At 49.6% G+C, this 14667-nt stretch carries 14 protein-coding genes; 5 read left to right on the top strand and 9 right to left on the bottom strand.

All coding sequences use genetic code 11. The annotated features are described in order from the left end of the window. Positions 1–8: 8 nt before the first annotated feature. Together AC3WU2_RS06460 and AC3WU2_RS06455 are read right to left on the bottom strand one after the other, a co-directional pair. Positions 9–794, bottom strand: coding sequence for a VOC family protein (locus AC3WU2_RS06460; protein WP_492452449.1), 786 nt, complete (start codon positions 792–794; stop codon positions 9–11). Between the two features lie 227 nt (positions 795–1021). Continuing rightward, entirely contained in the window at positions 1022–1651 is a 630-nt protein-coding gene (locus tag AC3WU2_RS06455) for an NAD(P)-dependent oxidoreductase (protein ID WP_492452447.1), read from the bottom strand. A gap of 262 nt (positions 1652–1913) precedes the next feature. On the opposite strand from AC3WU2_RS06455, the gene AC3WU2_RS06450 reads away from it, so the two are divergent. Next, positions 1914–2327 carry a hypothetical protein gene (locus AC3WU2_RS06450; protein ID WP_492452445.1) on the top strand — a complete coding sequence of 138 codons (414 nt, stop codon included), beginning with the start codon at positions 1914–1916 and terminating at the stop codon, positions 2325–2327. Between the two features lie 65 nt (positions 2328–2392). Here AC3WU2_RS06450 and AC3WU2_RS06445 read toward each other — a convergent pair whose 3' ends face one another. The 7 genes from AC3WU2_RS06445 to AC3WU2_RS06415 all read right to left on the bottom strand — a co-directional run bounded on the left by AC3WU2_RS06445 (position 2393) and on the right by AC3WU2_RS06415 (position 9226). Beyond that, positions 2393–2893: a DinB family protein gene (locus tag AC3WU2_RS06445; RefSeq protein ID WP_492452443.1), complete on the bottom strand. Its 501-nt coding sequence runs from the start codon at positions 2891–2893 to the stop codon at positions 2393–2395. 263 nt (positions 2894–3156) lie between these two features. Further along, positions 3157–4104 (bottom strand): helix-turn-helix transcriptional regulator, encoded by a 948-nt coding sequence (locus AC3WU2_RS06440; RefSeq protein WP_492452441.1) that lies wholly within the window; start codon positions 4102–4104, stop codon positions 3157–3159. A gap of 90 nt (positions 4105–4194) precedes the next feature. Continuing rightward, positions 4195–5928, bottom strand: coding sequence for a sensor histidine kinase (locus tag AC3WU2_RS06435; protein ID WP_492452439.1), 1734 nt, complete (start codon positions 5926–5928; stop codon positions 4195–4197). After that, positions 5925–6611 (bottom strand): response regulator transcription factor, encoded by a 687-nt coding sequence (locus tag AC3WU2_RS06430; protein WP_492452437.1) that lies wholly within the window; start codon positions 6609–6611, stop codon positions 5925–5927. Before AC3WU2_RS06430 ends, AC3WU2_RS06435 begins: the two co-directional genes overlap by 4 nt. A 28-nt stretch (positions 6612–6639) precedes the next feature. After that, on the bottom strand, positions 6640–7593 hold the full coding sequence (locus AC3WU2_RS06425; RefSeq protein ID WP_492452435.1) for a 1,4-dihydroxy-2-naphthoate polyprenyltransferase: 954 nt from the start codon (positions 7591–7593) through the stop codon (positions 6640–6642). 26 nt (positions 7594–7619) lie between these two features. Beyond that, complete coding sequence (locus AC3WU2_RS06420) at positions 7620–8699, bottom strand: nitric oxide synthase oxygenase (protein WP_492452433.1); 1080 nt, start codon at positions 8697–8699, stop codon at positions 7620–7622. 95 nt (positions 8700–8794) lie between these two features. Continuing rightward, positions 8795–9226 (bottom strand): EamA family transporter, encoded by a 432-nt coding sequence (locus AC3WU2_RS06415; protein WP_492452431.1) that lies wholly within the window; start codon positions 9224–9226, stop codon positions 8795–8797. 112 nt (positions 9227–9338) lie between these two features. Between AC3WU2_RS06415 and AC3WU2_RS06410 the strand changes: the two genes are divergently transcribed. The 4 genes from AC3WU2_RS06410 (at position 9339) to AC3WU2_RS06395 (ending at position 14664) form a co-directional block, all read left to right on the top strand. Further along, entirely contained in the window at positions 9339–9470 is a 132-nt protein-coding gene (locus AC3WU2_RS06410; RefSeq protein ID WP_018754513.1) for a DUF4023 domain-containing protein, read from the top strand. A 341-nt stretch (positions 9471–9811) separates the two neighbouring features. Continuing rightward, positions 9812–11098, top strand: coding sequence for an ammonium transporter (locus AC3WU2_RS06405; protein WP_492452429.1), 1287 nt, complete (start codon positions 9812–9814; stop codon positions 11096–11098). 118 nt (positions 11099–11216) lie between these two features. Continuing rightward, positions 11217–14480 (top strand): DEAD/DEAH box helicase, encoded by a 3264-nt coding sequence (locus AC3WU2_RS06400; RefSeq protein ID WP_492452427.1) that lies wholly within the window; start codon positions 11217–11219, stop codon positions 14478–14480. A gap of 31 nt (positions 14481–14511) precedes the next feature. Beyond that, positions 14512–14664, top strand: a complete 153-nt coding sequence (locus AC3WU2_RS06395; protein WP_492452425.1) for a hypothetical protein — start codon at positions 14512–14514, stop codon at positions 14662–14664. Positions 14665–14667 lie beyond the last annotated feature (3 nt).

Below are 14667 nucleotides of genomic sequence, written 5' to 3'. Positions count from 1 at the left end.
GAGCATGATCAGAAATGGGGCAAATGCAGGCGTTCCGGGATATCCATGGCGAGTGTCGAAGGAACGAAGCGGAAGATATAATTACATCTCTTGATGATAAGCTCCGATTCCGAACATTCGATGATTTCTTGATCGTCCAGTTGCTCCTTCATTTGTAGGAGACGATCGAAATCCTGTACGCCGAAGGTTACCGTCATTCGGGGTGGTAAAGCAACCATTTGAATCGGAATCCAGCGCCGCTGCGTCGATACGACGACCGCATGCGCCGTCCCGCCAATGACGAAATTGAACCAATCTGACTCATCCCTTACGCGCATCTGCAGCGTTTCTCGCATCCACTGCGTAAGTTCTCGCACATCATCCACAGGCATTCCAATCTCACGCATATAGAGGATCTGCCAATCCCCGCTCGGCACAATGACATCCCCTTGCACATAGTGATGTGCAATCAACTCCAATAGATTCCCATCCCCATCGCGAAAATAGACATTGATCCCCGTCTCAAACGCCTTAACAGCTTCACCATCCGGCCAAGTCAGCAGCGTGATCCCCCTCGCGTGCAATTGATCCACGAGGACGTCGAATTGCGAATAAGGAACCTCGAAGGCAAAATGCGCAGGCGATATCGGTTCATGGCTCTCTTCAAAGGTTAACATCATGTCCGGTGTAGGCTGAAAGGTAATCGCATATTTCGATAAGGATTGGATCGGAAATCCTAACTGATGATGGTAGAACTGCTTCACGCCTTGTATGGATACTGTATTTAAGCTCAGTCCTGCGAAATGTGTAATCATGAGTATCACTTCCCTCGATGTTGATACCCTTATTTTACCAGTATGGAATTCCTTGAACCTCCGTTAATGGATGGATATTTACAGAAGCTTTTCTCAGGCTAAAGAAGGAGATAAGGTACAACTTTCGCAGGAGTGTCCCCATTATATTGAAAAAACAGAGGAAGACCGAAGATATCTTGCGATATCCTCGGCCTTCGGGGGTGTAATCTTTTCTATTGTAACCTATTTTAGGATTCCGACACAACGGTAAATCGCTCACCAATATGCTGCGGATGCTCGATCTCGTCGATCACTGCGATCGCATAATCTTCATAGCTGACATAACTCTCGCCTTTGCTGTTCACGAGGAGATGATCTTGCCCTTTCACATAAGAACCTGTGCGTTGACCTAATGCGAACAATGCGGATGGACTAATGAATGTCCATTTCAGATTCGTCGTTTCTTTCAAAATATCCAGGTTCTTGCCTTGATTAGACGCTGTTGGGAAATAAATCGCTGGGAAGTCCGGCGTATCCATCACTTTCAAGGTTTTCGCCTCATCCACATACAAGCTGCCCGCGCCGCCAACAACGATAAGACGCGTATTCGTACCTTTCAATGCTGCGATCAACACATTGCCAGCATCGACGTGCAAATGCTCTTGTCCCGGTGCCGCACCGTATGCATTCACCACAACATCGAACACCTGAAGGTCGCTCGCCGATAGATCGAATACGTCTTTCTCGATGACTGCAGCATTTCCCGCTACCTTCGAGGCATCGCGCACGATCGCCGTCACCTCATGGCCCCGATCCAATGCTTCTTTCATAATCCGGCTTCCCGCTTTACCTGACGCACCTACAATTGCAATTTTCATATGAATAACCTCCTTATGGAATCTTAAATATTGTTTTCAATTAACCTGTAACCATTGTAGTTACATTTAGGTATTTTGTCAACACCCGTGATTTATGATACAATAATTGGAAATTATACCCATATGGAAAGAGGGCGAATCTTTGGGATTACGACGTAAACACTATCTTTTATTATGCGTTGTGATAGGATTCATTATGCTTATCACCGTGCTCTCAAGCAAAAGACCTTCTGAGACTCCCATTATCAAAGAAACATCTAATATGACGCAATATGTCGAGCTTAAGGCAGCAGATCCTGCTGCGGACTATTTCCCTATCTCAGGTTGGGAGATTACAGACCTCGGCCTAACGTCCAAATCAGAGACAAGCAACAAAAACCTTCAGGTTACTGCGATAATCGATCTTGGGGAAGGGAGAACAGCCCAAGCAACAGCCAAGGTCCAAATGCAAGAGGTAATGTTCGGCGGATCGATGGGGAGAAAATTCATAAATGTCATTGATCATTCCGAGCAGCTCACTGCAACGACCGTACAGGGTGAGAATCTGATCACAAATTATGTTAAGGGCAACGTACAGACGGATCAGCGATTGCAAATTTCGTATAATGGCTACTTGGAGAATACCGATTACGAACGTCAATTTTTCCAGGGTACAGGGTTTATCCAAGCACTTTAAGAGACAGAACACAAAAAAGCGCGCCTCCTTACCGTCGTAAGGGGACGCGCTTCTATTTGTTCAACTTATACCGGTGCTTCTACGCCCATACTAACCCATTCTTCTTTGGATGGACCGTATACGCCAGGCACTTGTAGACCTGCTTGACGCATTAGGATCGTCAACTGACCCCGGTGATGAATTTCATGCTTCAAGTAAATGTTCAATGTCAGTCCATTTGGCCAGATTTGACCGAACATATTGTTCTTCTCCTGCAGATTGGCATCGGTCCATTGGGATTCCAAAGCATGAAGCAATCCAGTCGACACGCTCCGATATGCATCTGCGATGGCAGAAGCCGATGTTGGCAGCTCACTGTTCGCAGCAGGCGCTTCAAACTTAAGACCCATAGAGAGCAGCATCCCTTCATCATTATGGACGAGGTGCCACGCCAGTTGACCTAATGACCGATACCCCGGAGCTACTTCCTGCTTCAAAGACGCATCCGTTAAAGCATCGAGTAACTTCTGTGTGGAAGCTGATTCGAGTCGATACTCCTCCATAAAACTTTGTAACGATTGATACATGCTTCATTACCTCCCATAATTTTCTTCAAGGAACTTCTTCTTGTCTCTACTATAAACCAAGAACACTGACAGATGGTTGTCAGTGTTCTCGGGGTCATCTTAAAATATTCGTGACGCAAACTTTAATCCCTGCACGACATTTAGAACTCGGATAAAATCTGCTAATTCGCGCCTATTAGGGCCAATCAACTGCCTTTTGGCAGTTATTTCGACCTCATCGCGCCTGCTCGGGCCATTTAACTAGCGATCAATCCATAGGGGCCTCACGGGGCATAGCGTCGCACGAGCACACCCGCTACCTCGCCTAACATCACTTTCACGTCATCTGGCTCAATCACCTCTGCATGGATTCCCCAGCTTAAGATCCATGCGCAGGCTTCTTCGATTTTCCCGACATGAAGTGTGACAAGCAATCCTTCAGGCGTGCTCTTCATACGCGTCACATCTGAGCTGAGTCTCTCTGCAATCGCATGGCCCATATCAGCAGCGAAGCGTACCTCAACAGCAATCGAGCGACCTTTCGTTGCCGGACGTTGATACTCCACATCAAGAGGCCGAGTAAATATTCTCGGTTCAAGCTGCAAATCATAGATGCGATCAATATGAAATTGGCGAATCCCTTGTCGCAGGTGACAATAGCCAACCACACTCCATGCGCCTGCTGCAAAGACCAAGCCATAAGAGTCGATCGATCGAACCGTCTCCAAGCTACCGTCCGGGTAGGGTGTCCGGCGCTCATAACGAAACTTTACCGTCGTCTCCGTCACAATCGCTTGCCTTAGCAGCGCCATGACTCCAAGCTTCTCCTCCTGATACAGTGGGTGAATGGAAGCCCGCAACAACCCCGCACGCTGGCGATCGGCCTTGCGCTTCACCGCACCTGGAAGTACTCCCTCCACCTTACTCCTGACTTGTTCAGCAGCAGCATGGTAATCGCGCCCCAATTGTCCTGCTATCCAATCGATGCCGAGCAACAGCGTCAACGCTTCTTCAGCCGTCATACTCACAGGCGGAAGTGTTTCTTGATTCGCAAGCGCATACCCTCGTCCCGGCGCCCCGTAAATCGGTACGCCTGCATGAATTAGTGCATCGACGTCCCGATAGATCGTTCTCGCGCTCGTCCTAAATGTGGCGGCCAAGTCTTTCGCGCGCTGCATGCCGCTCTGCTGCAACACCTCGATCAAGGCCAACCGACGTTCTGCTTGATTCATCTGATTCCCTCCTAGGACCGCTGCAGCGCGTGCAGCCAAGCCGCTCACACTGAAGCACTCTATAACATCCTATGAGGGACTCTCTCGTCTCTATGCTTCCGATCGCGGCATGACGGGCAGCATGAACGTGACTTCGACGCCTCCTTCTACATTGCCAATCGAATACATACTGCCATGCATTTCGAGCAGATGCTTCACAATCGATAATCCAATCCCATTCCCGGTGTCGCCACGACTGCCGGATTCATCTAGTCGATAGAAGGCATCCCATATATACGGCAGATGTTCCTCTGCGATCGGGAGTCCCGCATTAAAGATCGAGACCTGAACCCACGACGCTATCGAGACCCCATCAAGAGACCCAGGCAACTCACACCCCTCAACAGGGCTGGATACAGGGCGTACCGTAATCTGAATCCGATCTCCAGCATCCGTATAACGGATGGCATTCGTTAACACATTGGTTAGAATTTGCTGTAGACGCTGCGCATCTGAGCGGACAAGCACTTCAGTTTCTGTACACAACCATTCCAGTTGAATCATTCGGTCATTTGCGATCTGCTCCAAGGTCCCTACCACGAACCGAATATGCTGCCGAAGCGGTACAGCTGACCACTGCAGACGGAATTTGCCACTCTCGAGCTGTGAGAGATCGAGCAGATCATTCACAAGCCTCGACATCCGTTCCGACTCGTGAATAATGACGGCAGCATATTTATCACGCTTAGCCCCTTGACCTACATTATCACGCAGCGCTTCCGCGTAACCCTGTATCAGGCTAATCGGTGTCTTAAGCTCATGCGAGACATTCGCGACGAACCGTTTACGCATCCGTTCAAGCTGCTTCTCTTTCTCAATATCCAGCTGTAGTTGGTCATTCGCTTCCTGGAGCTCCCCCATTGTGTCGTGCAATTCTGTAGCGAGATAATCGAAGGTCTGTGCAAGTTCGCCAATCTCGTCCTCACGCTTCATATCCGTACGTACGGAGAAATCCAATTTCGCAAGACGCTTCGCTGCATGGTTCAGCTTCACGAGTGGATTCGAGATCATCCGGCTGAACAAGAATGCGAATCCCAGAAGCATAATGACCGCTGCAATATAGAAATATCTATAAAATCCGCCGAGCAGCGCTGCCGCATCCGAGACCGGTTCTAACGTCGATATCGTCACCAAGTAACGTTCCTGCCCTTTATCTGGAGGCATCGGAGCAATTGCCGCCCATACCCGCTCTTTCGCAGACATACCAACGCCTTGATTGAATAATTGCGTTGTAATCCCTTGATCCATTGGGCGGAGCAGCATTTCTCCCAGCTTCTCTTGCAGCAAGTCATTAAGACGCATCGCATCCGCACCGTACCACGAAACCGCGTCTATCGGCACAGACTTTGACGGATTCGCTTCAATCGGATCTATTGGTGTAACCGGGATGGCAGGAGTTATCTTCTGCCATGGATCCGCCATAATGATCTGTACCTCCACCGGCTCTCCAACATGCGCCTTTTCCATCGGATAAGCACGCAATTTCCGTGATCCCAAGTACACCGTAACAAGCTTCCCCTGCTTATGAACAACCCCTGTAAGTGAGTAATGTGCGACATCAAAATCAGCTAGCTTATTCATCCATTGCTCATTCTGCGGCTGGTCTTGAAGCTCTTCATACATGCTGCGGAAATCACTCTCTAGTTCCGAACTGCGCACTTTCAACGAATACGGTTGGAAGAACACAAGCTGAAGAACCATGAACAACGTGACGAACCCAAGAAATCCGATCGCCGTCGTCCAGTATACTTTTGTCGTTAATCGACCCGAGTTCCATTTTTTCATGTTTGATATTTATACCCGCTTCCCCTCACGGTGACGATCCGCTCCGATTCCGCGCCAAGCTTGCGCCGCAGTCGCTTGATACTCGTATCGACCGCCCTTGCGTCACCGTAATAATCAAACCCCCATATCACATCAAGCAGACGATCCCGCGTCAACACTTGATTCGGATGCTTTACCAGATAGACGAGGATCTCGAACTCTTTACTCGACAGCACTACGACCTTACCGCCAACTCGCAGCTCCATCGCCGCCTCATCCAGCACGAAATAATCATCTTCCCCCGCCCCTAGCGCCGAGTCTGCCGCTCTGAACCGCTGCAGCAGCACATTAATTTTGGCAGACAACACCTTCGGACTGAACGGCTTCGTCACATAATCATCGACACCGCATTTATACCCCGATATCTTGTCCTCATCCTCCGATTTGGCCGTTAGCATAATGACGATTGCCCTAGAGAACGTCCGCAGCTCTTCACACACCTCGAACCCATTCATCCCCGGCATCATCACATCCAGCACGACCAAATCCACGGCTTGTTCACGCATTATATTCAGGGCATCGCGGCCATTCTTCGCCTGCAGCACCGAATAACCTTCATCACTTAGATAATCCGCCACCAACTCGCGAATCAGCTGTTCGTCATCCACAATGAGAATAACAGGCGACTTGTCCACATCCCCCATAATTCCCCTCCTCATCTATCGTGCTTTTTTATAGCCACGCCATCCATATCGCAATGCCATACACGACAATCCTCGCTGCATTCATGATCACGAAGTTCTTCACCGCGAGCACGAACGTATCTTTCTTCGTCTGAAGCTTCTCAAACTGGTTCACATGGTAATTCACCGGTATTAATGTACCTAACAGTAACAGCAATAGGATTGGATGAATGCCGAGGTACAACAACACAAACACATCCAAATAAGCGGAGTAATAGATCCATCGGAACAATCGCAATGCATTTCTTTTACCGATATAAACCGGTAAAGTATACCTTCGATTCTCAACATCATCTTCCATGTCGCATATATTGTTCGCCAGCATAATGTTCGCAATCGCGAGTACCGCTGGGATTGACACTCCGAACAGAAGGAGCACCTCCAGAATCCGAATATTCAGATGTGCGATGCCATGGTCGAATGCAAGCTTTACGAGTTCACTGCCAGGAACATGGATATAAGTAGATAAGAAGAGGATGACGAACCCCATGAACAAACCCGAGAACAACTCCCCAAGAGGCATCCGCGAGATCGGAATCGGTCCGAAGGAATAGAGAATTCCCACACAAAAAGATAATCCGCCAATGAAGAAAATAAGCCAACCTGTCTCCGCAACGAGCAGAATCCCCGCACCTACCGCCAAGATGAGCAGTATCACGATGATTCCGACAACTGTTCGCTCCCGCATTCCGTATTTTACGATCGGATTATGCGTCTCATAGCCGTACCCTTCCGTCTTGATTGCTTTTTTATAATCATAATAGTTATTAATAGCCGTCGTTGCCATATCAAAGCTAAGCAGAGAAACAAGCATCAGCATGAAATGAATCCCATTGAACGCATGAAAACGATATAACGCATAGAACGTCCCCATCAGAAAAGGAATCATGCTGGCCACTTTCGTCTTGATCTCCACAAGCTGTAAGAATCGTCCTAATGCCATTGCTAAACCCCTTGATGTCGTAGTAACTATTTCCGATGATAGAAGAAATTCGGCTTCACAATCGTATTGCGATACGGTTTGTGGAAAATATGCGTCGTCGCTGGCGATACCGGCGGGATGAGCCACGTCCAATTCCCTGTCACTGGGCGTTCCGCCTTCGCTTCATTCGCTTCGAATCTCATAAATTGCTGCGCAGCTGTATGATGATCGACAATCGACACCCCTCGCTCGCGAAAAGAGTGAAGCACTGCAACATTAAGCTCCACGAGCGCCTTGTCCCGCCATAACGTTGATTCACTGCTCGTGTCGAGCCTCATAATCTCAGCGACCTTCGGCAGCATATTGTACCGTTCTGTATCCGCGAAATTACGCGCCCCAATCTCCGTTCCCATATAGAAGCCATTGAACGGCGCCGCTGGATAGGATATCCCTCCAATGTCGAGCAGCATGTCCGACACCGCCGGAACGGCGTACCATCGCAGTCCTAATTCTGAAAATGCAGGCCAATCCGGATGTGTGATGGGCACTTCCAGCACAGCCGACTCCGGCAGCTCGAACCACTTGGGCTCCCGTGACCCAATCTTCACAACGAGAGGCAGGATATCGAAGGCTCCACCTTGGCCCCGCCAGCCTAGACTTTCACAAAAGGCCGTAAAGGGAACCGAATGTGGATCGCCGACAACCCCCTCATCGGTGGTATATCCCGCATAGCGAATCAACTGATGATTCAGAATACGGATCTCTTCCCTCGATTCCGCCGCAGGTCTAAACACCGTGATCGTCGGCCTGATTTTCCCTTCATTCGTCGCGAACAGCAAATGCTGAATCAACGCATCTGCGACCGCTTCCTCCGTGGTTACATGCCGGGCATCCAGCACCGTCAACGTATCCCAGAACAGGCGCCCGATACAGCGATTGCTGTTCCGCCATGCTAATTTGGCTCCATAGATTAATTCTTCTTCGGTATGTTCATACGTCCCTCGCTCGACGATCTCAAGCTCAATCTGTAACCAGCGCGCCTTCGCTTCCTCTTCAGATTTCCCCCATTCGTAATAACAGGTTTGTATGAACTGCATTGCTTCTTCATGATTCACTAGACCACACATGTTGTTAAATCTCCTATCCCATTGTCCGATTATATGAAACTTCTTGACTTATTATAAAAGAAATCCCCTTCAAGTTAAAAAAACGCAAAATGACTTTATGGCGCAAAGGCTGTGATTAATACACCGATAGCAATGAGACCTATGCCAATACCGCCCCATAGAGATAACTTCTCCCCTAGAAATAACAAGGCAAACGCAACGGCAAGCACCACGCTGAGCTTGTCGATTGGCGCTACCTCCGAGACATCCCCTTTTTGAATCGCAATGAAGTAGAACATCCATGAGAGCGCACCTGCCACACCACTTAGCACAATAAAGAGCATGGCCTTCTTATTCGCCAGAACGTCGCCGATCTGCGAGATCTTTCCTTGGAACAGAAGCACGCCTAAGAGGAACAACATCATAATGACTGCACGAATCGTCGTCGCAGTATTCGAATCGACCCCTTTCAATCCGATCTTCCCGAAGATGGATACGAGCGCAGCCATCACAGCCGAACCAAGGGCATAAACTAACCAACTTCCCATTCGAACACATCCTTTAATTATGTATCTACTATAGCTTACCCGATCTCCCGATGATTTTCTCCAATAATGGTTACATTAACAAGGCAAACTATTGAACAAGGAGGAATTTTCTGTGGACAGTACCCGTGATTTTGTAGAGAAAGTGCATGATACGCAAGAGAAGGACCGCAAGAACAAGCAGCATAATGGCCAAGGCAGCCAAGAGAAGAAACTGCCAGGCAAACAGCACAGCACCAACAAATAACATTGCGTCATGCCATATACGATCTAGGCCGCCATCCTATTGATGGCGGTTTTTCTATAGGTATTGATCTCTATTCACCTTTCTATGTAATAAAACATAACATGTGTATTATGAATTCTTTTGAATCCAATCGTACTTTTACAATTAATGGACTAAAATGCATTGAAATTAGGTTCAATTTGCACTAATGAGATAATAGTTTATATTATGATGTTAGTTATATTGACATTTCCATTCATATTCAATAAGATACGAACATAAAATCATTTATACGGAATGATTGTCCGTCTTTGGGAACAACGTGGGTTGACTACATTATTATAGGAGAGAGGTAATGTGACATGGAATTAGGGATTAATGCAGTATGGACGATGTTGGGTGCAATTTTAGTGCTATTCATGCAGAGCGGATTTATTATGCTCGAAGCCGGCTCCACACGAATGAAGAATGCAGGTCACATTGCCGGGAAGACCATCTTCACCATCGGGATCGTCTCCATGGTATTCTGGGCCGTCGGGTACGCCTTTATCTTTGGCTCTCAAGGCAATCCCTTCATCGGATGGGGAGACTACTTTGGATTTAGCAGCATGGCCGTACCGGAAGGCAGTCTCGTGGCTCCGACCGTGAACTTCATGTTCCAGCTCGCTTTTGCCACCATCTCGATGTCGGTTGCATTCGGCGGATTCGCAGAACGCGCCAAGCTATCCGCTTATCTGATCTTCGCGATTGTCTTCTCAGCCATCATCTATCCGGTCATTGCGCATTGGATCTGGGGCGGCGGCTGGCTCGCGAAGCACGGCGATCAAGACTTCGCTGGTTCGACCGTCGTGCATCTTACAGGCGCTGTCGCGGCGATGGCTGCGACCATGCTGCTCGGGCCTCGTCTTGGCAAATACAACAAGAACGGCAAACCGAACAATATTATGGGACATAACCAAGTGTTCACCACACTTGGCGTGATGCTCCTCTGGGTAGGCTGGTTTGGTTTTAATGCAGGCAGTACGATCGCAGCAGGCGATGGAAGCTTCTTCGGATTCATTGCCATCAACACACAGCTCGGTGCTGCGGCAGGTGCTGTAGCTGCACTCTTAATCTCCTGGATGGTTACGGGAAAAGCAGATATATCCGTTATGCTGAACGGCGCACTCGCTGGTCTCGTCGCAATAACCGCTTCCTGTGCGTTCGTCGAATCTTGGGCCGCTATTGTGATCGGCTTGATCGCAGGGATTGTCGTCTTCCTTAGCATGCGTCTGTTCGAGCGTCTTCGGATGGATGATCCGATCTACGCGATGTCAGCGCACGGCATGGCCGGCGTATGGGGCACACTCGCTAACGGTTTCTTCGCTACACCGGAACTGGCTGCCAAGGTCGGCGTCGGTAAAGCCGGATTGTTCTATGGCGGCGGATTCGAGCAATTAGGAGTTCAAGCGCTCGGCGTCATTGTATGTGCAGCATTTACGTTCGTCGTATCTTATCTGGTCCTCTACTTGATGAAAGTAACCATTGGCATTCGCGTGACGGAAGAGGAAGAGACGATCGGTCTCGATCTTAGTGAACACGGCGCGTATGGTTACCCTGAACAAATGAAGGAACTGGCACACACCTCGAGCCAAGGACACTCCGCATAAACAACCTCGTTCGAAGTGAAAATACCGACTGCAGCATGCAGTCGGTATTTTCTGTTATGATGGATCTAATTATGTTCAAATACACCATCATTTCAGATAGAGAAAGGATTTATTCGTGATGCAAGTACCGTTGACCCTGAAGCGAATTCGAGCATTATGCGGCGAGTCTGCTTATGAGCGGGGTGAAGCCTACAGCCTAGCTGGTAAAGTGCAGTTCGTTAACAAATATCCGCTAACCCCTTATTATTCGGCCACCGTCCAAGGCAACAGTGCGTATCAGGTGACGGTCGAGATCGAACCAAGCGGGGAAATCGATGCGGAGTGCAGCTGTCTTGCTTTCTACTCCTATGATCACTATTGCAAACATGCAGCCGCGGTCCTGATTCATATTCATGATATTCTTCACGGCATTGACTCCGCGCCGGCTGGAACTCTGATGCCAAGGGGTCCTGAGCCCGTAGCACGCGATCAGCAGTTCATGCAGAACATGTTGGGATTATTCCGCGACAAGCCGGTTCGATCAAGTGCGACAGGGACATTCCTTGATGGGAGGACACTACTGGAAGTCGAATTCCATTGCCGACTGATCCCTTATGGTGCTCGCAAGTTTATGTTCGGTATCGAGTTAAAAGTAGGGCCTCAACGACTCTATGTGGTACAGCGCATTCGTGAGTTCCTCGAACACATTGAGCGTGGGGCATCCTACGAATTCACCAAACATTTTACCTATGACCCTACCCAGTATCGCTTCTCGAAAGAAGATGACGCGGTCCTCCATGAGCTGATTCGCATCCACACTCAAGACAAGCTGTATCAAGAGCGCACACTCATCTCTTCGACTCCAACCAGACCAACCAGCGATAGCCGAACACTCTTGATCCCTCCTTTCTCGTGGGACAGACTGCAATCCCTCTTGCAATTGGCAGCTTCCGTTAAGCTAGAGCATGAGGGCAGAATCTACGAAGGAATCGAGCTTTCAAATGAACCGGTTCCGCTCCGATTCTCTTTTGGCGAAGGATCGGGTGAAGGCTGCGAGCTCGACATTCAAGGATTCGACGAACTTACGGTTTTGGAAGATTACAATGTACTCTTGTATGATGGGAAGCTATTGAAGATGCAGCCGCTTGAGGCCAGACGCATCGCCGAAATAAGGCATCTCATCGATACCGCTCGTCAGGAGCGGCTTCACATCCCACGCGCGCAAATCGAATCCTTCATGGAGGAAGTGGTTCCCGGCCTTCGAAAGCTCGGCACCGTTCATATCGCACAATCCATATCGGATCGAATCGTCAATACCCCGCTGAAGGCCAAGCTATTCCTTGACCGAGTGAACGATAAGCTGCTCGCAGGCCTCGAATTCCACTATGGAGAGATGATCTTCAATCCGTTGGAAGACCGAAGTCAGCAGCACGGGGATGACCGGATTCTGATCCGTGATGGCGAGAAGGAGCAGCGCATCTTAGCCCTGATGGAGCAGAGTGCCTTCGCCAAGACGGATGCAGGGTATTATATGGAGAATGAGGATTATGAGTATGAATTCCTCTATCGGATCGTGCCTGAGCTTGAGAAGCTCGTGCAGGTCTACGCAACTTCCGCAGTCAAGGTGAGACTCCACCTGCCGAGTGTGCCACCGCGAATAACGGTAAATGCCAATGAACGGACCGACTGGCTGGAGTTCCAATTCGAACTGGACGGGATTGCAGATAGCGAGATACGCAAGGTCATCCAAGCACTTGAAGATAAACGCAAATATTATAAAATGCCGAACGGGGCATTCATGCCGCTAGAGGGTGCAGCATTCCAGGAAATAATCTATCTCATCAATGAAGTCGGCATTCGGAAGAGCGAGATTACAGGGACACAGCTTCGCGTTCCAATCGTTCGCGGACTTCACCTGCTGGATGCCACGCAGCATAGTTCGTCCGTGAAGCTGGGCAAGTCCTTCCGCAAGCTGCTCGAGCACATGCGGAACCCGGACCATCTAGACTTCCCAGTACCGGAATCTCTCGCAACAGTGCTGCGTGATTACCAGACATACGGCTTCCAGTGGATGAAGACACTGGCCCACTACCGCTTCGGCGGTATACTAGCCGACGATATGGGACTGGGCAAGACGATTCAGAGCATCACCTTCCTCGTCTCCGTCTTATCCGAGATTCGAAAGGAGAAGCGGCAAGCGCTAATCATATGTCCTGCGTCACTCGTATACAACTGGCAGAATGAGCTCAAACGGTTCGCCCCAGAGATCCGAGCCGTCATTGCCGATGGCAGCAAATCGGAGCGCAGTGGCATCATTCGTGCCGACGATCCAGAGGTCGATGTGATCATCACCTCCTATCCGCTGCTGCGGCGCGATGTCTCGCTCTATACGAAGCGCTCATACCATACCCTGATCTTGGATGAGGCTCAGGCATTCAAGAATTATACGACGCAGACGGCGGAAGCCGTGCGTGAGCTGGATGCCCGCTATCGCTTCGCACTCACGGGTACGCCAATCGAGAATACGCTGGAAGAGTTATGGTCCATCTTCAGCGCCGTGTTTCCGGATCTGTTACCAGGACTCAAAGCCTTCGGGGATCTATCTCGAGACACCATTGCGAAGCGCGTTCGCCCATTCTTGCTGCGACGGTTGAAATCCGATGTGCTGAAAGAGCTGCCTGCGAAGATTGAATCGACGCAAGCATCCGAACTGCTCCCGGAACAGAAGAAGCTGTATGCTTCGTTCCTCGCAGAGCTACAGCAAGAAACATTGAAGCATCTCGCTGAGAAGGACTTCTACAAGACCCGCATTCGGATTCTGGCCGGTCTAACGAGATTGCGCCAAATCTGCTGCCACCCTGCACTGTTCATGGAGGGCTACGAAGGGAGCTCTGCCAAATTCGAGCAGCTCTTCGAGATGATCGAAGAATGTAGGGGTACGGGGAGACGACTTCTCATCTTCTCCCAGTTCACTGAAATGCTCGGGATGATCGGACGGAAGCTGTCCCATCAAGAGATACCGTATTTCTATCTGGATGGCCAGACGCCAGCCGTGGAGCGCGTAGAGCTCTGCCGCCGATTTAATGACGGGGAGCGAGACCTCTTCCTCGCTTCACTGAAGGCAGGCGGTACCGGACTGAATTTGACGGGGGCCGACACCGTCATTCTCTATGACCTCTGGTGGAATCCTGCGGTGGAGCAGCAGGCTGCCGATCGCGCACACCGCATCGGACAGCGCAAGGTCGTTCAAGTCATCCGACTCGTCGCCCAAGGCACCGTCGAAGACAAGATGTATGAGCTGCAGCAGCGCAAGATGAACCTGATCGACGAGGTGATCCAGCCTGGTCATGAAGGCTTGTCTGCGCTGACCGAGCAAGAGATTCGCGAGATTCTAATGATCTAATCCAACGGAATACTAAAAAGGATGATACGCAATGTATGGAACACGCTGCGCATCATCCTTTTTTGGCAATGCAACGATTATTATGATTTGCTGCGCTGCGCCGGGATTCGAATCTGCACCGATGTGCCGATCCCAACGCGGCTATAGATCGATACGCCGTAAGGCGATCCATATTGCAGCTTGATCC

The organism is Paenibacillus sp. EB106-05-06-XG162, from assembly GCF_058791655.1.
The sequence above is the reverse complement of the archived record's forward strand: the minus strand, read 5'-3'. Positions and strand labels throughout refer to the sequence as shown.